The 13455-nt window shown below is 48.8% G+C and carries 23 protein-coding genes and 2 pseudogenes; 14 read left to right on the top strand and 11 right to left on the bottom strand.

Annotated features, from left to right (window positions below; all coding sequences use genetic code 11):
* Positions 1 to 195 precede the first annotated feature (195 nt).
* Positions 196 to 441: an AbrB/MazE/SpoVT family DNA-binding domain-containing protein gene (locus JCM14467_RS00845; RefSeq protein ID WP_054848784.1), complete on the top strand. Its 246-nt coding sequence runs from the start codon at positions 196 to 198 to the stop codon at positions 439 to 441.
* Positions 442 to 457: 16 nt separating this feature from the next.
* On the opposite strand, the gene JCM14467_RS00840 is transcribed toward JCM14467_RS00845, so the two are convergent.
* From JCM14467_RS00840 to JCM14467_RS00820, 5 genes are all read right to left on the bottom strand, one after another.
* Positions 458 to 1501, bottom strand: coding sequence for an AAA family ATPase (locus tag JCM14467_RS00840; protein WP_252900288.1), 1044 nt, complete (start codon positions 1499 to 1501; stop codon positions 458 to 460).
* A gap of 185 nt (positions 1502 to 1686) precedes the next feature.
* Positions 1687 to 2058 carry an ATP-binding protein gene (locus JCM14467_RS00835; RefSeq protein ID WP_054848783.1) on the bottom strand — a complete coding sequence of 124 codons (372 nt, stop codon included), beginning with the start codon at positions 2056 to 2058 and terminating at the stop codon, positions 1687 to 1689.
* Positions 2028 to 2699: an AAA family ATPase gene (locus JCM14467_RS00830; protein WP_054848782.1), complete on the bottom strand. Its 672-nt coding sequence runs from the start codon at positions 2697 to 2699 to the stop codon at positions 2028 to 2030. The genes JCM14467_RS00835 and JCM14467_RS00830 overlap by 31 nt, the downstream gene beginning before the upstream one ends.
* 48 nt (positions 2700 to 2747) lie before the next feature.
* Positions 2748 to 3059: an ArsR/SmtB family transcription factor gene (locus tag JCM14467_RS00825; protein WP_054848781.1), complete on the bottom strand. Its 312-nt coding sequence runs from the start codon at positions 3057 to 3059 to the stop codon at positions 2748 to 2750.
* Positions 3046 to 3738, bottom strand: coding sequence for a hypothetical protein (locus JCM14467_RS00820; protein ID WP_252900287.1), 693 nt, complete (start codon positions 3736 to 3738; stop codon positions 3046 to 3048). The genes JCM14467_RS00825 and JCM14467_RS00820 overlap by 14 nt, the downstream gene beginning before the upstream one ends.
* 142 nt (positions 3739 to 3880) lie before the next feature.
* Here JCM14467_RS00820 and JCM14467_RS14620 point away from each other — a divergent pair, with 142 nt between their 5' ends.
* From JCM14467_RS14620 to JCM14467_RS00800, 6 genes are all read left to right on the top strand, one after another.
* Positions 3881 to 4042, top strand: a complete 162-nt coding sequence (locus JCM14467_RS14620; RefSeq protein WP_252900286.1) for an ATP-binding cassette domain-containing protein — start codon at positions 3881 to 3883, stop codon at positions 4040 to 4042.
* On the top strand, positions 4033 to 4563 hold the full coding sequence (locus tag JCM14467_RS00815; RefSeq protein ID WP_252900285.1) for a hypothetical protein: 531 nt from the start codon (positions 4033 to 4035) through the stop codon (positions 4561 to 4563). Before JCM14467_RS14620 ends, JCM14467_RS00815 begins: the two co-directional genes overlap by 10 nt.
* Positions 4563 to 4766 carry a hypothetical protein gene (locus JCM14467_RS00810; protein WP_054848779.1) on the top strand — a complete coding sequence of 68 codons (204 nt, stop codon included), beginning with the start codon at positions 4563 to 4565 and terminating at the stop codon, positions 4764 to 4766. The genes JCM14467_RS00815 and JCM14467_RS00810 overlap by 1 nt, the downstream gene beginning before the upstream one ends.
* A 120-nt stretch (positions 4767 to 4886) precedes the next feature.
* Positions 4887 to 5303, top strand: coding sequence for a hypothetical protein (locus JCM14467_RS00805; protein ID WP_054848778.1), 417 nt, complete (start codon positions 4887 to 4889; stop codon positions 5301 to 5303).
* Between the two features lie 4 nt (positions 5304 to 5307).
* Positions 5308 to 5445 carry a hypothetical protein gene (locus tag JCM14467_RS14615; RefSeq protein ID WP_252900284.1) on the top strand — a complete coding sequence of 46 codons (138 nt, stop codon included), beginning with the start codon at positions 5308 to 5310 and terminating at the stop codon, positions 5443 to 5445.
* Between the two features lie 118 nt (positions 5446 to 5563).
* Positions 5564 to 6049 carry a PaREP1 family protein gene (locus tag JCM14467_RS00800; RefSeq protein ID WP_054848777.1) on the top strand — a complete coding sequence of 162 codons (486 nt, stop codon included), beginning with the start codon at positions 5564 to 5566 and terminating at the stop codon, positions 6047 to 6049.
* A gap of 90 nt (positions 6050 to 6139) precedes the next feature.
* On the opposite strand, the gene JCM14467_RS00795 is transcribed toward JCM14467_RS00800, so the two are convergent.
* Positions 6140 to 6799: a sugar phosphate isomerase/epimerase family protein gene (locus tag JCM14467_RS00795; RefSeq protein ID WP_252900282.1), complete on the bottom strand. Its 660-nt coding sequence runs from the start codon at positions 6797 to 6799 to the stop codon at positions 6140 to 6142.
* Positions 6800 to 6894: 95 nt separating this feature from the next.
* Between JCM14467_RS00795 and JCM14467_RS00790 the strand changes: the two genes are divergently transcribed.
* The gene (locus tag JCM14467_RS00790) at positions 6895 to 7323 is read left to right on the top strand and encodes a DNA-binding protein (protein WP_252900281.1); all 429 of its coding nucleotides are present in this window, start codon (positions 6895 to 6897) and stop codon (positions 7321 to 7323) included.
* 89 nt (positions 7324 to 7412) lie between these two features.
* Here the strand turns inward: JCM14467_RS00790 and JCM14467_RS19675 are convergent.
* Positions 7413 to 7989: pseudogene (locus JCM14467_RS19675) on the bottom strand (DedA family protein).
* Positions 7990 to 8136: 147 nt separating this feature from the next.
* On the opposite strand from JCM14467_RS19675, the gene JCM14467_RS00780 reads away from it, so the two are divergent.
* From JCM14467_RS00780 to JCM14467_RS19270, 5 genes are all read left to right on the top strand, one after another.
* Positions 8137 to 8394, top strand: a complete 258-nt coding sequence (locus JCM14467_RS00780) for a hypothetical protein (protein ID WP_252900279.1) — start codon at positions 8137 to 8139, stop codon at positions 8392 to 8394.
* Between the two features lie 113 nt (positions 8395 to 8507).
* Entirely contained in the window at positions 8508 to 8819 is a 312-nt protein-coding gene (locus JCM14467_RS00775; RefSeq protein WP_054848775.1) for a hypothetical protein, read from the top strand.
* 142 nt (positions 8820 to 8961) lie between these two features.
* On the top strand, positions 8962 to 9537 hold the full coding sequence (locus JCM14467_RS00770) for a nucleotidyltransferase family protein (RefSeq protein ID WP_054848774.1): 576 nt from the start codon (positions 8962 to 8964) through the stop codon (positions 9535 to 9537).
* Positions 9538 to 9904: 367 nt separating this feature from the next.
* The gene (locus tag JCM14467_RS14600; RefSeq protein ID WP_252900278.1) at positions 9905 to 10135 is read left to right on the top strand and encodes a retropepsin-like aspartic protease; all 231 of its coding nucleotides are present in this window, start codon (positions 9905 to 9907) and stop codon (positions 10133 to 10135) included.
* The gene (locus JCM14467_RS19270; protein WP_256359184.1) at positions 10132 to 10263 is read left to right on the top strand and encodes a hypothetical protein; all 132 of its coding nucleotides are present in this window, start codon (positions 10132 to 10134) and stop codon (positions 10261 to 10263) included. The genes JCM14467_RS14600 and JCM14467_RS19270 overlap by 4 nt, the downstream gene beginning before the upstream one ends.
* A 70-nt stretch (positions 10264 to 10333) precedes the next feature.
* Here the strand turns inward: JCM14467_RS19270 and JCM14467_RS14595 are convergent, their stop codons facing one another.
* Both JCM14467_RS14595 and JCM14467_RS00760 read right to left on the bottom strand, forming a co-directional pair.
* Positions 10334 to 10573, bottom strand: a complete 240-nt coding sequence (locus JCM14467_RS14595) for a hypothetical protein (RefSeq protein WP_252900277.1) — start codon at positions 10571 to 10573, stop codon at positions 10334 to 10336.
* Complete coding sequence (locus tag JCM14467_RS00760; protein ID WP_252900276.1) at positions 10533 to 11222, bottom strand: ornithine cyclodeaminase family protein; 690 nt, start codon at positions 11220 to 11222, stop codon at positions 10533 to 10535. The genes JCM14467_RS14595 and JCM14467_RS00760 overlap by 41 nt, the downstream gene beginning before the upstream one ends.
* Positions 11223 to 11583: 361 nt before the next feature.
* Between JCM14467_RS00760 and JCM14467_RS00755 the strand changes: the two genes are divergently transcribed.
* A complete protein-coding gene (locus JCM14467_RS00755) occupies positions 11584 to 12243 on the top strand; it encodes an adenosylcobinamide amidohydrolase (protein WP_054848773.1) in 660 nt (219 codons plus the stop codon).
* A 57-nt stretch (positions 12244 to 12300) separates the two neighbouring features.
* On the opposite strand, the pseudogene JCM14467_RS20315 reads toward JCM14467_RS00755, so the two are convergent.
* Both JCM14467_RS20315 and JCM14467_RS00750 read right to left on the bottom strand, forming a co-directional pair.
* Positions 12301 to 12450, bottom strand: a pseudogene (locus tag JCM14467_RS20315) (zinc ribbon domain-containing protein); the annotation flags it as partial.
* A gap of 35 nt (positions 12451 to 12485) precedes the next feature.
* A complete protein-coding gene (locus tag JCM14467_RS00750) occupies positions 12486 to 12941 on the bottom strand; it encodes a hypothetical protein (protein WP_054848772.1) in 456 nt (151 codons plus the stop codon).
* Between the last annotated feature and the right edge of the window lie 514 nt (positions 12942 to 13455).

The following is a 13455-nucleotide window of genomic DNA, read 5'->3' as shown; positions in this document are numbered from 1 at the left end:
TCTTAAATAGCGCTGCAAATCCACCTTAGGAAGTTCTCAACAATGCTAATACGCATTCCCTTGCTTGCGGCATCCTTAACCCGAAGATAAACCACCGCTTGAAGAATAGGTTTAACTGCTTAATTCTTTATAAACTAATCACGATACCATTTTCTCAGAAGGATTTAAAGCTCAGATATCTTGACTCATTGATGTATGCTTGAGGCTAGGGTTAGGGTTTCTAGGAAGAATACCATATATATTCCCAAGGCTATTTCTGAGGCTGTGGGGATTTCTGAGGGTGATTACGTTGTCTTGAGGGTTGAGGGCAATAGGATAGTCATTGAGCGTGTTGAGGACCCATTTGAATATGCGCTGCGTGTGAGGAAGTTTGCTGAGGTTACTTTTGAGGAGTTTGAGAGGGAGTCTGAGGAGGTGCAGGATAGGTATTTCCGTGGTTAATTAATTACTTATAGGCTTAGGTGATTGTTGTGGGAATACTAAGTCTCATCGCTGCCTCCCTATACATTGGGTCCAGGAACTGGTAATCCCTGATTATGCTCAACCTCTCCAGGGCCTTTACAACGTTACTAAGCGACGTAGGTGATATCGACACTCCCTCGAACTCCTCCACACACCTAGTCACCTTGGTCCAGGAGTTGCTGCCCGTGGCGATGCACCTAAGGACTAAAGTCGTCCTCCTAGCGTTGATGGTTGAGTAATTCGCCTTAGCCCTGATTAAGTTCTCAAGCTCGCTCATGGTCTCCCTAATGGCTGCCTCCTTAATTTCTACAAAGTCCCTAACGCCCCTGACGTAGGCGTTGGCTGCGTAGACTAGCCAGCCGGGTATGCCATCGAATGACTCCACGAAGTCCTCGAGAATATTCCTAGGCTCGTCAATGCCCAACTCCCTGAAGCCCCTCATGAGGAACTCCACGGAGTCATCGCGGCTAAACCTCTCCACAACGATTTCGTGGAAGTACCTACCAAACAGTGGTGAGCTTGGGTCTTCAACGCCGATGAAGTCATAAAGTAGGCCGACCTCCGAGCCCGTGAGTATGAAGGTTATGTTGCGGTCGAAGTCGTAGGCGTGAGCCAAGGCGTTGAGGACCTCGCTCGACAATGGACCCCTCAACCGTTGCGCCTCATCGAAGGCTATCACGACTCTCCTCTCATTAAGCCTGTCGAAAAGCTCCGCTATGCTGACTTGCTCCTTACCCCTCCACCTGATCTCGACGGCATTACCCATTATTGATATGCCCCTGATCATCCTCAACACATCAATGAGTTTGTCTAGGCTTGAGGATAGGGCGTTGGAGATCAGGCGGTACAGGTCTGCCCTGCCATAATTATCCCTAAGGGACCTGCAGTCAATTATTACGTAGGGTATGCCGGCCTCGTTGAGGGCCACGTTTATGATTGATGTCTTCCCAATCCTCCTAATCCCGGTCACCACGATAATGGGCCTCTCAATGTTCCTCAGTATCTCATTCAATTCCCAATCCCTATCAAACAAATCCACCTACTCATCTTAGGTCTCTCGTCAAACAACATGACTATAGCCCCTCCAATTAACTACAACCCCTCCAATCATTAAAAAGCCTTCCTAACCAATACTAACGTTAGCCACGGCCCTGGCAACCATTGGGTCCTGTATGACGTAGGCGTCGCCGGCCTTACCCAGGTAGCCGTACCTAATGAGGTTCATCAAAAGCCTGTTAAAGACGGAATCGGCGATATAGCCGGTCCTAACCTCGACATAACGCCTAATCTCACTCCACGTATTGAGCCATGAGCCACGGCACCGAGTATGGCTAGGTACCTAGCCCTGGACGGCTTGATTAGGGCCTCAAGTTCACTAAGCACGAGCCTAGCCCCATCATTGAGGACCCTAGCCAGGGCCTCCTTATGGCTAAGTCCCTCAACACCCCTGAGGTAGCCGTAAAGCGTCAACCAACCGACAACCCCATCCAAGTGCTCATAAACCTCGACCAACTCACCCTCACCAACGGCCACGCCTAGCTCCGCAAATCCCCTCCTAAGGAAGTCTAGGCTGGCATCCTTATTGAATCTATCCACGTAAATCTCCTTAATGTACCTACCGAAGAGTGGCGCCTCGGGATCCTCAACCTGAGGAAGTCCCTGAGCACACCAACCTCACTACCAGTCACTATGAAGGTTACCCTGCCCAGGTTATCATAGGCCCACGCAAGGACACCGTCATACCTAATGTTCGAGAACCTCATGTACTGGGCCTCATCGAGGACGATTACGAACCTAGTTGAGTTATGTTCACACCACTCATCAATTGCCCTGAACAACTCCGTCAAATCAACCCTAGACCTCCGGGAAAGTCTAACCTCAACACCACCAGGGCTGACCCTAACCCAATCAATACCCCTAAGAACATCCCTAAGACTCGCCCAAAGTCTATCTCTTCTACCCATGAACTCCCTAAACCCATCCAACACATACCTAACCAGGACATTGGCACTAACACTACCCTCAGTGAAGTATACCTGCCTAACATCAACCAACACGTACGGGTGCCGAGCCTCGCTTAGGAATGCCCTGACAAGGCTCGTCTTACCAACCCTCCTAATACCATAAACCACAACAATCCTATCACCCCTATCAACACTACCACTCAATTCATTAAGCTCACGATCCCTATCATAAAGCTCACGCCTAGTTGCCTTAGGCTCTAGGCTAAATAGCACGGCTAACTCCCCCGGTTAGTAACTAACTCCCCCCGTTAGTTATTAAGCCTATCGGCCATGGTCAAGCCTACTAACCAACTCGAGGTACTTCCTGACCACGGCCTTACCCTCGTCGGTCAGTCTCACAATTGTCCTAACGCCGATGATCGTTATACCCCTTTTATACTCAATCAACCCACTATCCCTGAGTATGGTTAGGTGCTTGTGCAGTGTACTCTTTGGTATGCCCAGGGACCTCCATAGGTCGTTAAATGTCATGTAATCACCAACGTAGTACAAAGCCAATAATATACCCAACCTAACACTGTTATTGAGCGCCCTATCCTTAAGTAATCTCATTAACTCCTCAATCTCGTCCACCCTCAATCACCTCAAGCAGCGACATCGTACCCGCAAAGATCCAGAAGACCGGGTATACGTAGTAAGCCACGTAGTACAGTGGACCCAATAACACCGAGACTATGTAGGTAACCCACGCCAGGTAGTCGTAATACCTAACCTTAACGCCGAGACCCACCATTGGCCTATACATGAGGAAGAACACTACGACAAACGCGAAGGAGGTGTTCAAAACCATGGAAGCCAACGTATACGTCGCCGAGACTGGCATGAAACTCAATACCGTATATGCGCCTACGAATATTATTACTAGTATTAGCCCAATATACGTTTTTAGTAAGTATTTCCATCGCGACGTCTTAGGGTAATTAGGGTTAGCGATTATAAATGCCCTCTTAAATCGCTTAACTATGGTTAGGACGAAAATCAAGCCATACGAAATGTCCACTACCGCCGGTATAATTACATAACCTATATTGTTCATTAATGCCGTGACACCAAATTCATATATAGCCACGTATAAAATAGTGTATATGAACGTCATCGTGGACCAATAGATGTATGCAAGACCAATCGCCTTCCTATACTCAATCCTCGCAACCCTAAAGGCTATCCTATTAGCCTCACTGATCAATTGAATGGCATCACGCTCCACAAACCAACACCGACAAAGCCACCTTAAAGTATTTAGGTAGTTCACTGGCGTGAACTTTCAATGCCCTTATAAAGCACCGTAGTAGCACTTCATTAACTATGATTGAGTTGAGAAACGTAAACATCACGGTGGGGAACGGGGCCTTCAGGGTATCGAACATAAACATGAACATTAGCGGGAAGCAGTCGTGCTGGGACCAAACGGGAGCGGCAAGACAACGTTACTGAGGGCGATCTGTGGGTTAATACCCTACGAGGGTAGTATCAAGGTTGATGGGGTTGAGGTCAATGAAGTCGTTAACTACCTACACTTGCCTGCAACCTGCCCGAGATTTACCAAATGGCCATGACCGTGTCGGGACTACTGGAGGTATTTGAGGACCTTAAGGGCGTCGACGTGAATGAGTTCAGGAGGATACTGAGTAGGTTCAACATTAGCTATGAGTCAATAGCAAGGAAGCCAGTCCACGGGCTCTCGGCCGGGCAGTCAGTGATTATTAGGTTGGCCTTAACCCTTGCCTCGAGACCCAGGGCCATAATGATAGATGAACCATTCGAGAACGTGGACCCGGCTAGGAGGAGCGTGATATCCAGCCTACTCCTTGAGTATGGCGAGGAGGGGTTGATAGTGACCCATGAGTTGGACGTGCTTAAGTCCTTCGGGTCCATGGATGCGTACTTGGTTATAGAGGGTAGGGTCTATGGACCCATTGGCGTGGATAAATTGCTCAACTCCGGCATAGTTGAGGGCGAAGTTAAGGATGCATTAACCATTTATATTAATGGTAAACCATACTCCGTAGTTGAGGGTAAGGGCATTAAATTCACCGAGATGGGTAGCCTAAACAGGCTGTACGGCTTGATCGGGTGATGCCCATGGGCCTCACTAAGTACCTGGTGAGGGCTGAGCTCACGAATAGGAACATGCTGTTTTGGGGAGTTGGGTACATGTTGCTATGGATAATCATGGGCGCCTTCCTATTCACCAAAGGCTTCCCCAAGTTACCACAACCATACATGGATGAGCCGTCAGGCTATACACCGGCGATTGGACCGCCTAATCATAGCATATGAGCCGTCCGGCGTATTAATTGGGCTACTCTTCATGCTGGTTTACCAAACGGCTGGGATGGCGTACCTTCGCAGGTATGGTAGCTAACACCAACAAAGTTCATAACATCGTACTACCTCGGCATGGTAATCCCATCACTAGTACTATCGCTATTACTCGTTACCTCAACAATTGCTATATTCTATGTAGGCTTTAGGTACTACCTTGGGTTCGACATACCCTTATCCGCCGTACTACCCAAGGATCCAGTGCTGGGTATTGCTAAGGTTATTGGTTTGTCCCTATTGACCTTTTTATTCATGGGATCCCTCCTATTCTTGCTGGGCGTGGCTTCGTTGAATGCTAGTTTAAGGCAGGTATATAGGATGTCCATGATACCGATGTTCATAGTTTTCATATCATACTTCATGTACCTATACCTAAAACTACCCAATTGGGCTATACTACTCAACCCATTCATGCATAATGGGGACCATAGCCACGGTATACATGGGCCTAAACCACATGCCAAGCCGATTAGTAGTAACAACAAGCAGTAATTATATGGAGATAAGCAAGGCCATACCACTGACCTACGGCATCGCCTCAATCATTATTTGGACCGTGGTCTTCACCGCGTTAGCCATACCACTGATCACAAGGGTCAGGTACAGACCGCCCGAGGAAATTAGGGAATTCTAATAATCCTCAAAAACTAACGCACCTAAAAATTGAAGGTAATCATTAATGAATCCCCTATCCTTACCATTGAATGAGTGCGGGAAAGTGCTTAAGTATGTGGCTCGTGAATCAATTAGCAATGGAGGAGTTAATGGAGTTAATTAGGAAATTGATTGAGAGGGGGATCGACATCAATGACCTATTACTAGATGCATTGAGTGTTAAGGACCCTAACGAAAGCTCAATCGAGAGGATCAAACTCGCCGAGAAGTACATGATGGAGTACGAGGAGTACGCCAGCAAAGGCGATGCTGTTCAAGCCAGTGAGAAGGCGTACAAGGCCGCAGAGGAGATCGTTAAAGCATTGGCCGAGAGGTTTAGGACTAGGGAGTATGAAAGGTTCTTGGCTGAGGGTAGGTGGTACACGTACCTACTAAGCATGGCTAGTAAGACCTTGGCAAGCAGGTTGGGTGATTGGGTAGTTGACGGCTGGAATGCAGCCTATGACCTACATGTATGGGGATTCCACGAGGGAAGGTTAACCATGGACTACGTCAGGGTTGGTGCTGAGAAGGTTAAGAAAATGCTCAATGAGACTAGGAGAATCCTCAAGGGTAATGCCTAGTGGAGATTCATTGTTGATTGAGGACCTCACTCACGATCCTCTCTATCGACTTAATCAACCTCCTATCAGCACCGCCACCACCTAGGGAGTTCATGAATGAGTTAAGTACCTCAAGGTCCGTGTTATACCTGCCGTAGTAACTCGTAGGTAGTGCAGCACCACATTCTCGTCATACCTAAGCACCTGGAGGACCTTCATAAGTCTCAGGTAGTCTATCGAACCCTCGAAAATGGGCAGGCCAAAGGAGCCGGCCCTCTTATTGCTTAGATACACTGCCTTGACGTACCCACTCAACTCCACAAACCTCCTGACAAAATCCCTCAAACCCCTCTCCCTGGCCACGTGAAGGGCGAGACCAAGCCTATGCGGCGAGACCTCGTTCGCAAATTCATTAACCTCGCTGGGATCCCTAAGGAACCTACCAACGCCAAACTCCCAAATGACCCTGACACCGTACATCGAGGCTTCGTCCAGGAGTTCGGCCAGTGTATTCACGTCGTTGATCCCAGGCCTAGCAACCATGGAGTCCACATTCAAGTAGTCAAGGAGTGCGACGAACCTCTCCGCATCACCCCTCCTCCTTAGGTAACCAACCCTAACCTGCCCAATCCTAAGCCCAAGATCCTCAAGCTCCACCGCGAGAGCAGGCAGGAACTTATCAAGGTCGGGGAAACCCCTAACGTCAAGCTCCGCCGCTGCGCTCAGCCTTGGCAAGTCCCTAATCGGCTTAACACTAACGAGTAACTCCACGACACAGTAATTACTGGGGGTTAATTAATAAAGCTATCGACAATGAGAAAGCAACCAAGCCTTTTTAAGGGCTAATAATTAATTATTAATCTGCAATGGGCACGGACATAGACGAGATAGAGAGGAGGAGGATAATGATGAAGATAATGATGGAAATGATAAACAAGGCACAGCAGAAGACCACTACCAAGCGTGAACTCACCCGCGATGAGGTTATTCAATTGATTAGGCAGATGACCAGGGGCGATAGGGCTGGGGAAATAATAGACAATGCACTGCGGCTCTATGGTGATACCGCCATTCAAGTATTCAAACAACTCGTGGAGTTACACCTAAGCGGTCAACTGAGTGAGCTCCAGGACTACGAACTATACCAAATACTCGAGAGAGTTGGACTCCACGTACCACTAAGGACTAGGATAAGGATCGTGAGGCACGGTAGGAGGAGAGCATCGGATCCTCTGATGATTAATTACGTTGGTATTAGCAATCAATTTCTAAAGCCTGGCAATAAACGTGATTAATCAACTCAACACACCAACCCCCATTGCTGTGACTCAAATGCGTTGTAACGCACCATAACGACATTTGGCGGATGCATCGTTAAGATGAATTACTTAAAACGGAGCCTAACTACTACATACGTGATTATCACAATTACCACAATGAGCGCAGTGATGTACAGGTACTTATCAATTAAGCCTATTATGACCAACCATTGACCCACAAACGCATAACCAATGTAGACCAATACCGAATCCCATATTAAATGCCCAAGGAACGTAACAATAACGAAGCCCGCAACCCTCATGCCCGCAAGACCCGCTGGGAACGATATCAACGCCCTAAACCCAGGCAGGAACCTAAAGCCAAATACCGCAGCCACGCCATACCTGTTAAACCACCTACTCAGGACATCGAGCTTACCCCTATCAATGCCGAATAACCTGCCATACCTAAGCAGGAACGGTATACCCAGGTAGTAGCTATGTAATAATCAATTAATGAACCAGCCAAACTACCGAACGTACCAATCAACACGCCAAGGACCGGTCCACAAGCCCCAACGATGCGTAGTAACCAACGAGTGGCATGACAACCTCACTGGGCACCGGCAGTGACATCCCCTCGAGAACCATCAATACAAAAACCAAGCCATAGCCAAGCGGCCCCTTAAACACGTACTCAATCATCGCTAGTGGAGTCTACGGTAGATTAATAAGGGTTATGCGCAACACGCGGCTTCCCTGCCCGTGCGTACAAAGTTCCAGGTAAACCCACGAGACATTCCACGGAGAAACCCTATTTGTAGCATGCCCGCCCACATCGTGACCGGTATGGGGCTGGTAAGGTACGTACTGGTAATCACAGCGTTGGCAACGGCACTGGCAGTACTGGTGGTAATGGCACAGACGCAGTACGGTAATGCCCAATCCACGGTTAATACACAGGGCGTAAATACCAACAACGCATTGGGTATTGGCACAACCAATATTACACAAGCCATCAACTGCACACGACACGGTGAATTTCAGGGAGAATTCCAGTGCGGTGAGCAGGTCGCATCCAAGCCAATGCAACGGCCTACAACGTGACTGGTGGACTGCCCTGTCAATATGAGGATGAGCATGAGTCATCAATAGAGGACTGATGATTTAAGGCCAACAGGAACCCTTAAAAATACCTCCCTTTATTCTCCTTATACACCATGGGTAAGCACTACATAGTGGGCAGGGGCAGGTGTCCCAGGTGTGGAGCTGAGGGTACCGTGATTCTTAGGGTTGATGGTTCGAGACCCTACGTCTACGTTAGGCACGGCAGGATCTGGCACTACATAGGCACACTGGATAGGGTAAACCTTGAATCCATAATTACGAATAGGGCTAGCCCTAAGGTTAACGCTAGGCATAACAGCACTGCGTACAACAAAGCCGTAATCATTGTAATGCTTGCCATAGTAATGGCCGTAGCATCCATGGCAATCATCACCAAGTACCTAGGCTTGGTAATGCCAATGTAAATGTTGGCTACAGTGATGACCTCGGAAACACCGTGAAGTCAACCATAATGGGTTACGCCAATCCCGACTCAAGTTATGAATTTATGATTAATAATCACAGCGAGATTAATATCTGCCCACTTATTAGTGACCTTGATTAGTGATGAGGATAGGCGCAGTGGTACTAGCCGCCGGCGAGGGTAGGAGGTTCGGCGGCAATAAGTTGCTTGTCAGGATAGGTAGTGAGCCAGTCATATCGAGGGTCTTAAGGGCACTGAACGGGCTCGATAGGGTGGTCATTGTTGGTGCCTACGCCAATGAGTTAATGCCCTACCTAAGCAGTGAGGTCGTGATCTACAACCCACAATACAGGGATGGGATGAGCACCTCAATAAGGCTCGGAATACGCTTCTTCCAGGACTACGATGCGGTACTCATAGTACTAGCCGACATGCCGCTAATAACTCGGGAGACAATAACGAGGATAATAGGTGCGTATCACCAGGGCTGCAGTGCCGTAGCACCAACGCATAGGGGCATCAGGGGAAACCCGGTACTAATCCATAAATCCCTATTCCAGGAACTAATGAGACTAAACGGCGACGTTGGGGCGAGGGAAATACTGAAGAACCGAGGCGACGTCTGCACCGTGGAGTGCGGACCAGAGGTCCTAATAGACATAGACACACTCAACGACCTAACAAATGTCCTCAACTTTATCAATGCCAATCGCAAATAATAAACTCTAAAACTAAACATAATTATGGGAATAGCATTAAGCACGGCAATAGTCACGATAAAAATACTCCGTCCTCTAAATTCTCAGAGATAAATATGGGATGCCATTAGGAAACATCATCTATGCCAACATTTATGAATAAACGAGACACCAAGTAAGGCGTATCATTAAAGCACCTATACAGAATATTATTAAAATTATGTCAATGAACTTAAGGTTCGATGAATTGATACATCCGTTGTTAAACTTATGAATATTAAATATTAAATATTCATAAAGAATAATCCTGGATATAATGTGATGAGGAAAATAAGAATAAGCTATATTACGCAGTAAGGCTTAAATGCAAGGACCTCATTATGATAATGTGGGCCATGTATATGTCGATGTAACAATCAGAGGGAGTCAAGGCTCTAAGACACTTAGAATGCTCGTGGATACGGGCTCAACATACGTAGTCCTAGACCCAGACACAGCCAGGGAGCTGGGCCTAATCGAGACGCCATTTACCGTTGAGCTAATGATGGCTAACGGCTCTAGGGAGACGGCAAGGGTCTACGTAGCCAGGCCGAAGTCAAGGGCAGGAAAGGCCCCGTGATGATAGCGGCCCTAAAAACACCAACACCACTACTCGGCGTCTACGCCCTCGAGTCACTTGGGTTTAAGGTCAACCCAAGGACTGGCGAGCTCGAGGAGATAGGGCCAGAGGGCGGCTACCTACTTTGACCCGCTCACCTAAATGTGCCTCTGAACTCGATCTCGACGCCCTTCCCCTCCTTAATGGCTCTGTCATAGATCAACTTCGCAAGTACCAGGTCCTCCACGCAATGCCCAGGGACTTAAATATCGTTATCGACTCATCACCCAGCCTACCCCTCGCCTTACCGACCACCACGTCGGCCAACGGGACAACCCTCGACCAAACGGTCTCACCAGCCATGACCAGGTCACCAGCCTCCTCCCTGGCCTGACTAACATCATCAACAACAATAACATCAGCTAAGCACCGCGTCGGGCGTAAGCTCAGCTCGACCAATCCAGTTGCTCCCAATTGCGTTTATGTGCATGCCAGGGCTCAAGTACGAACCCCTTATGAACGGGTCCTTGGAGTTAGTGGCCGTAACCAGTACGTCAACGCCCCTACAGGCATCCTCATAGTCGCTGGCGACGACTGCGTCGAACCCCCTGGACCTAATGAACCTGGCAAAGTCCTCCGCATGCTCACGAGTCCTACTAAACACCTTAACCAACCTAAGGCTCAACACCCTACTAAGCGCCTCGAACTGGGCCCTGGCCTGAACTCCAGCACCAACAATACCCAGCACGGTTGAGTCCCTCCTCGCCATGTACTTCGTAGCCACAGCACTCGCAGCACCAGTCCTGAGCTGACCAAGCCTATCAGCCTCAATAATGGCCAGCAACTCACCACTATCGAGACTGAATAATACGACTACAAACCTGGTTCCGCGCCTAGTGCTTAGGTATGTCTTCAAACCAGCGACTTTGTAATCGCCAAGGACTACGCCCTGGAGCACGTGAAGCACAGCCCCACTAACAATCGCCCTACGCCTAGGCAGGTTAACGGCCCCACCACTACCCAGTAGCTTAAATCCATCCTCAACAATCCTAATCGCATCATCAAAGGAAACCAACTCATCAACCTCAAACTCCCTAACCAACAACACAATGCGCAGGTAACGAAACCCCTTTAAAGGAGTAAGCCTAATACAAAAATCGTGACGATGCCAGAGTTAGCTGAGTTAATGATGACCCATTCATGAGCAGATACAACCACTCACTAACTTAATCATACTTTACGGCATAATTCTTATCCGCATTATTTATCCATAAATGCCGTACCCACAAAACCTAGGTAAGTACCTCTATGCAGCAGTTCATGAACCCACGCCTAGCGATGAACCCCTTCAGTGCATAATTAATCAGGGCAACATTAACGCCATTAACTTAAGCCCAATAGCCCAGCTAACCACTTACTTACAACACAGTATCGCTTAAAATCACGGGAATAGGCTTACATTAATTGCCATGATAAAAGACGTCAAATACCTAGGCAGGAACATAATAATAACACTAAGCGAGGAAGCCACGGCATTAACGAACACGGTAGATGGAGGGCTAAGAAACGGCATAAGGCACATAATACACCACCAAGTACCAAAGAACTTCATGGAAGACCCAATCGAGGAAGTCACGAGGACACACAGGGAATTAGCAATAAACAGCGACGAAGCAATAACCTTTTTAACGGCTACAGAACTACCGAGGAACCACGTAATTCATGGGGAGGTCATTAATGGCATTGAGGTGGAGGTATCAATAACCATGGGCCTAACCAACCCATACAGGATAGACGGAGACGACGTAATAACAAACGGCGCCGGCGAATCCACGATAAACATAGCCATAATAATAGGCAGACCACTCACGGTACAGGCAATGATAGACGCAATAACACTAGCCGCACAGGTCAAGGCACTAACCCTGGCTGGGCTAACCGGCGGTGCCATGCATGGAACCACCTCGGACGCAATAGCCATAGTAGCGCCGAGCAACGGCCATAAGGAGCCCTACGCAGGGCCAGTAACAATGATAGGCAAGGCCATAGTCCACGCAGTGCATAACGCCCTGGTGAGGATGTACGAGGCCTACAGGGCCGGCCCTGGGTTCTCGGGCCACCCCTACTAGGCCCTCCCTGGCGCACTTCATTAATATTAGGAAGCCCCTTATGGCAACGTTTATCGCGCCAATAACGTCCCTATCACCCTCAAAGCCACAGTAACCGCAGATCACCCTACCCCTGGGCCTACCAAGGTAGTTACTGCACCTTGGGCATGTGGTGCTTGAGTACTCGGGCTCCACAAGCACTATGGGCAATTGATCATTGACTGGCATTAAAACCTCACCACTATACCTAGCCCAGAACCAATTCACCCTAACGGCAGGCACCTACTCTCAACAGCGCCGAACCTCTTCACGATCAACTCCCAAACAGCCCTAGCCCTCGCCAAATCACGCTTATGCTCACCAAACTGCCTAAGATCCTCAAACGCAAGGCCAACCAACTCATTATGGACACGCATAACACTGTGGACAGCTCTAACCACGGCACCCAAAGCCTTACTAACTATGCTACCCGTAAACTCCTCACCACGGTACCTATCAAGCCCAGGGTACTCAACACTAAACACGTAAGCCCTTGTCAAGGCATCATACACGCCAAGTGGAATTAACGAGACATCATTCTGCCTAGCATATATGACGGCCAAGTCACTAAGCAGCTTAGCCCTCGAGCCAATAACAGCCAACACAGAACGCCTAACACCAATATCCAAGCCCACCACCGTCAAACCCAGCGCAGGCACATACCCCTGTACCCTCTCCAATCCTGGACGCATCTTCCCACCCCTGGTTTACGGATATCCCAGCCCGGGTGGCTAGTCCTCGGCAGGGCCCGGTAGCCCTACACGGGACCATTCGGGGACACTGCCCCTACTAGCCCCTATCGGACACCCAGGATGCCGAGGACCTCACCGCCCCGGGCCTTACCACCTACCTGACGTAAGCAGGCCATGGATGTACATTGATTAAAGAAGAATTGGAGGAAAGTCAGGATAGGTTGGCGCCCGGGGCGGTGAGCCGCCGGGCTGGGATATCCGTAAACCAGGGGTGGTTTACTGCAGTAGGGATTCATTCTCAGGGATCAGTACTTTCACCTGCATTCATCGCTCATCTCACGAGGGTTCATCACCGGTCATTCTCAGGGTATCCGTGGGTCGAGCCATCGGCCCAACCCTCCGGCACCCATCATCCTTCCCTTCCTCCTCCCCCTGCATGGGGGATTGAAAAGAGGAAGGGAATTTTGACGGGTTCGCCTGCACTGGGTTTGACGGTTATGGA

This window comes from Vulcanisaeta sp. JCM 14467 (assembly GCF_001316245.1).
GTDB lineage: Archaea > Thermoproteota > Thermoprotei > Thermoproteales > Thermocladiaceae > Vulcanisaeta.
The sequence above is the reverse complement of the archived record's forward strand: the minus strand, read 5'-3'. Positions and strand labels throughout refer to the sequence as shown.

Bases quoted from the DNA above. Each gene is read 5' to 3' on its own strand.
- JCM14467_RS00845 (WP_054848784.1), top strand. From the start codon at position 196: ATGCTTGAGGCTAGGGTTAGGGTTTCTAGGAAGAATACCATATATATT.
- JCM14467_RS00815 (WP_252900285.1), top strand. From the start codon at position 4,033: ATGGCCATGACCGTGTCGGGACTACTGGAGGTATTTGAGGACCTTAAG.
- JCM14467_RS00810 (WP_054848779.1), top strand. From the start codon at position 4,563: ATGCCCATGGGCCTCACTAAGTACCTGGTGAGGGCTGAGCTCACGAAT.
- JCM14467_RS00805 (WP_054848778.1), top strand. From the start codon at position 4,887: ATGGTAATCCCATCACTAGTACTATCGCTATTACTCGTTACCTCAACA.
- JCM14467_RS14615 (WP_252900284.1), top strand. From the start codon at position 5,308: ATGGAGATAAGCAAGGCCATACCACTGACCTACGGCATCGCCTCAATC.
- JCM14467_RS00800 (WP_054848777.1), top strand. From the start codon at position 5,564: ATGGAGGAGTTAATGGAGTTAATTAGGAAATTGATTGAGAGGGGGATC.
- JCM14467_RS00790 (WP_252900281.1), top strand. From the start codon at position 6,895: ATGGGCACGGACATAGACGAGATAGAGAGGAGGAGGATAATGATGAAG.
- JCM14467_RS00780 (WP_252900279.1), top strand. From the start codon at position 8,137: ATGGGGCTGGTAAGGTACGTACTGGTAATCACAGCGTTGGCAACGGCA.
- JCM14467_RS00775 (WP_054848775.1), top strand. From the start codon at position 8,508: ATGGGTAAGCACTACATAGTGGGCAGGGGCAGGTGTCCCAGGTGTGGA.
- JCM14467_RS00770 (WP_054848774.1), top strand. From the start codon at position 8,962: ATGAGGATAGGCGCAGTGGTACTAGCCGCCGGCGAGGGTAGGAGGTTC.
- JCM14467_RS00755 (WP_054848773.1), top strand. From the start codon at position 11,584: ATGATAAAAGACGTCAAATACCTAGGCAGGAACATAATAATAACACTA.